This is a genomic window from Dietzia cinnamea NBRC 102147, from assembly GCF_001571065.1.
Classification (GTDB): Bacteria; Actinomycetota; Actinomycetes; order Mycobacteriales; family Mycobacteriaceae; genus Dietzia; species Dietzia cinnamea.
The window spans coordinates 1-4,046 of the sequence record NZ_BCSW01000101.1 but is presented as its reverse complement, the minus strand read 5'-3'; the positions used below and the strand labels follow the sequence as shown (position 1 = coordinate 4,046).

General features: G+C 70.4%; 4 protein-coding genes. 2 read left to right on the top strand and 2 right to left on the bottom strand.

The genetic code is table 11. The annotated features are described in order from the left end of the window. On the bottom strand, nt 1–881 hold an 881-nt coding region (locus DCI01S_RS16055), incomplete at its 3' end, for a patatin-like phospholipase family protein (protein WP_244881770.1). A gap of 87 nt (nt 882–968) precedes the next feature. Here DCI01S_RS16055 and DCI01S_RS16050 point away from each other — a divergent pair. Both DCI01S_RS16050 and add read left to right on the top strand, forming a co-directional pair. Further along, entirely contained in the window at nt 969–2,438 is a 1,470-nt protein-coding gene (locus tag DCI01S_RS16050; protein ID WP_061230145.1) for an alanine/glycine:cation symporter family protein, read from the top strand. Continuing rightward, entirely contained in the window at nt 2,435–3,481 is a 1,047-nt protein-coding gene (gene add, locus DCI01S_RS16045) for an adenosine deaminase (protein WP_082767890.1), read from the top strand. The genes DCI01S_RS16050 and add overlap by 4 nt, the downstream gene beginning before the upstream one ends. Before the next feature lie 20 nt (nt 3,482–3,501). Here the strand turns inward: add and DCI01S_RS16040 are convergent, their stop codons facing one another. Next, nucleotides 3,502–3,903, bottom strand: coding sequence for a DoxX family protein (locus DCI01S_RS16040; RefSeq protein ID WP_174521566.1), 402 nt, complete (start codon nt 3,901–3,903; stop codon nt 3,502–3,504). Nucleotides 3,904–4,046: the final 143 nt, after the last annotated feature.

The following is a 4,046-nucleotide window of genomic DNA, read 5'->3' as shown; positions in this document are numbered from 1 at the left end:
TGCTCGCGTCCCGAGACGTACGCCTCCGCGAGCCGGTCGACCCGGCGCTCGTAGCTCCTGATCGTCACCCGCTCCGGTCGGAAGACCAGCGCGTCGCCCGACTTCTCCAGCTCCTCGATCTCGTCGAGCGTCTCGTTGTACAGCGCCCAGCGGTGCAGGAGCGCCTCCCCCACCGCCGGGAAGCGGCGGAAGTACGAGCGATAGAACGGCGTCAGTCGACGGGGCGGGATCTTCCGGTACCCCTCCGGCTGCGTGAGCACGATGAGGAACTTCTCGAACCCCGCCTCGCGCGCCGCCGACAACGGGATCCCACCGTCATGGCCCAGGGCCCCGTCGACGTAGTACTCGCCGTCGATGAGCACGGGCGGCATCCACACCGGCATGGTCGACGAGGACCGAACCATCCGCATGAGGTCGGCCATCGACTCGACGTCGTCCTCGGTCCAGAAGACCGTCTCGCCATCCGAGCAGCGGAACGTCCCGATCCGCGCGGCGGTCCCGCTGGCCTCGAACGTCTCGAAGTCGTACGGCAACACCTGATCCGGCAGGCCGGCCTGCTCGTAGATGTACTCGGCGTTGAACAGCCCCTTGCCGCGCGCGAAACTACGCAAGTCCCCGAAGTTCGGGTCCGCGGCCATCTCCACGAAACTCTTCCGGGCGCGTACCGCGTCGCGGGAGACGTAGTTAGCGAGGTGAGACGCCCCGGCCGAGATTCCGGCGACCAGACCGGTGTGGATCCCCGCCTCGATCAACGTCTCGACAACGCCCGCGGTGTGCACCGCCCGCATACCACCGCCCTCGAAGAGCAGGGCGACATCGGGGGCGGTCGGCTCCAGCGTCGCAGTGCCGGCGCGTGTATGTCTCGGTCCCGCATCAGTCACTCTTCCAGACTAGGAGGTCTGGGCGCGGGTGTCCGGTGGCGGAGGTTCAGTGGCGCAGCCGCCTCCCCGTTACTAGTGTCACCACCCGTGACCCAACTCACCGAGCTCGTCGCGGGCATCAACGACGTCTACTGGTACGGCGTCATCGCACTCCTGGTGATCGCCGGGCTGTACTTCTCAGTGACCACGTTGATCGTCCAGATCCGGCTCTTCCCGGAGATGCTCCGGACCATCACCGAGAAACCCTCCGACATCGAACCGGACAAGAAGGGCATCTCCGCCTTCCGCGCCTTCACCATCTCGGCGGCATCCCGGGTCGGCACCGGCAACGTCGCGGGCGTGGCCATCGCCATCACCGTCGGCGGGCCCGGGGCGGTTTTCTGGATGTGGCTCCTCGCCATCATCGGTGGCGCGACGGCCTTCATCGAGTCGACGCTCGCGCAGCTGTACAAGGTCAAGGGCAGGGACTCGTACGTCGGCGGACCGGCGTACTACATCCGCGACGGGCTGGGCTGGAAGCCGGTGGCCGTGGCGTTCGCGGTGATCATCACCGTCACCTACGGCTTCGTGTTCAACGCCGTCCAGGCCAACTCGATCTCCGAATCCGTCCGCAACCAGTTCGACCTCCAGGGCACCGGAGCCGGAATCGCCATCGGCCTGGGGCTGGCGCTCGTGACGGGCCTCGTCATCTTCGGTGGCGTACGCCGCCTGTCCGCTGTCACCGAGATCCTGGTCCCGGTCATGGCCGCGGCCTACGTCGTCGTCGCCCTCATCGTCGTCGCCATCAACATAACCGAGGTCCCCGACATGATCGGCCTCATCGTCGGCCACGCCCTCGGGTTCCGCGAGATCGCCGGCGCCACCATCGGCGCGGCGATCATGCAGGGCATGCGCCGCGGCCTCTTCTCCAACGAGGCCGGCATGGGTTCCGTCCCCAACGCCGCGGCGACCGCCTCGGTCTCCCACCCCGTCAAGCAGGGCCTCGTCCAGTCGCTCGGCGTGTACTTCGACACCCTCGTCGTCTGCTCGGCCACGGCGTTCATCATTCTGCTAGCGGACCCCGAGTTCGGCGGAGACAGAGAGGGCATCACGCTCACGCAGGACTCGCTCGCGTCGCAGGTCGGCGAGTGGGGCGTGCCGTTCCTCATGGTGGTCATCTTCTTCCTCGCCTTCTCCTCGATCCTCGGCAACTCGTACTACGGCGAGGCCAACATCAACTTCCTGCGCGACAGCCCGCGGTCGATCAACGTCTTCCGCGCGCTGGTCCTGCTCGCGGTGTTCGGCGGCGCGCTCGGCTCGGTGGACCTGGTGTGGGGCCTTGCCGACCTGTTCATGGGCTTCATGGCCACCATCAACCTCATCGCGATCCTGCCGCTCGGCGGACTCGCCGTGGCGCTGCTGCGGCACTACCTGCAGCAGAAGACGAAGGGACACAACCCGGTGTTCCACCGCGACGACCTGCCACGGGCCCGAAACGTCACCGCCTGGGACGGCTCCGACCCGATGACGCACCAGCACATCGCCGACGATGCCCGCGAGGTCAAGGCCGACGAATGACCGAAACCGCACGCCGCGCCGACACCGCCCACCGCGCCGATGCCAATCGCCGGAGCCTGACCGCGCTGCCGAAGGCGCACCTGCACGTCCACCTCGAGGCGGCCATGCGGGAGGCGACGCTGCGGCAGTGGTGCGCGGAGGACGGCCTCGAGGTGCCGCCGCTCGTCGACTACCCGGACTTCACGCGGTTCCTCGACGCGTACGGCCTGCTCATCGACCTCCTGCACACGCCGGAGCGAGTCGAGCAGCTCCTGGACGAGGTGATCGCCGACGCCGCCGCGCAGGGGGTGGTGGCGCTCGAGTTCGCGTCGATCCCCGAGAAGGCGGTGGCGTTCGGCTCCGCCGAGGAGGCGCTCGAGTTCCAGCTGCCGGTCATGGCCGAGGCGTCACGCAGGCACGGGGTGTGGGCCGGCGCGATCGTGAGCATCGACCGCGGCGCGGGGCCCGAGCACGCGCTCGAGGCGGCACGGCTGGCCGCGCGGTTCGCCGACCGCGGCGTCGTGGCGGTGGGTCTGGTCGCCGACGAGCGTGACAGTCCCGTGGCCGCCGCGGCGGAAGCGTTCGCGATCGCCCGCGACGCCGGACTCGGGGTGGTGCCCCACGCGGGCGAACTGGGCGGGCCGGAGGAGGTCCGCTCCGCCGTCGAACTGGGGGCGGACCGCATCCAGCACGGGGTGCGCGCCGTGGAGGATCCGGGCGTGCTCGAGCTGCTCGCCGAGCGGGGGACGTGCCTCGACGTGTGCCCCACCTCCAACGTCGTGCTGGGCGTGAGTCCCTCGCTCGAGAGCCATCCCCTGCCCGCGCTCCTGGCCGCCGGCGTGCGGTGCTCGATCGGCGCCGACGACCCCCTGCTGTTCGGCGCGGACGTGGTCGACGAGTACGTGTCCGCACACGAGCGGATGGGCGTGCCCGAGGCGCAGCTCGTGGAGGTGGCGCGTACGTCGATCGAGTCGTCGTTCGCGCCGGCGGACGTCAAGCGGGACGCCCTCGCGCGCCTCGGTGCGTGGGAGGACCGGGCCGCCTGGCAGGACGGCGGCGCGTAAGGCGCGTCAGGCGCCCCAGGTCAGGCGCCTCGGCGGATGCGGTCGGCGGCGACGATCATCGGCACCTGCAGCGGCAGTCGGCCCCACGCGATCACCTGGTACGGCCAGACCGGCTTGCGGCGCCACGCGCGGACCATCTGCAGGTTGCCGGGGAACACGCCGAGGAACAGCGCGGTGGCGGCAGCACCACCCAGCCTCCGTGTGCGGGGCGCGGCCAACAGCCCGGCGACCGCGAGCTCCGCGACGCCCGACCCATAGGTCCACGCGCGGCGGCTGCCGGGCAGCTCGGGCGGGATGAGACCGTCGAACGGCCGGGGATTGACGAAGTGCAGGACCCCCATCGCCCCGAGGGCGGCGGGCATTGCCCAGTAGCGGGCGGTGCGGGGACGGGCGTTGCGGGGGCGGGCGGTCTCGGAGCTCATCAGCCGAGACTACGGGCGCGGCGGCCCCCTCACCGGATCCCCGGCAGGACGCGCTCGCCGATGAGCCGTACGGGGGCGACGACGACGAGGCCAGGCCGGTGCCCGGGCGCGAGGCATTCTGCCCGGCAGAGCGCGATAAGCGG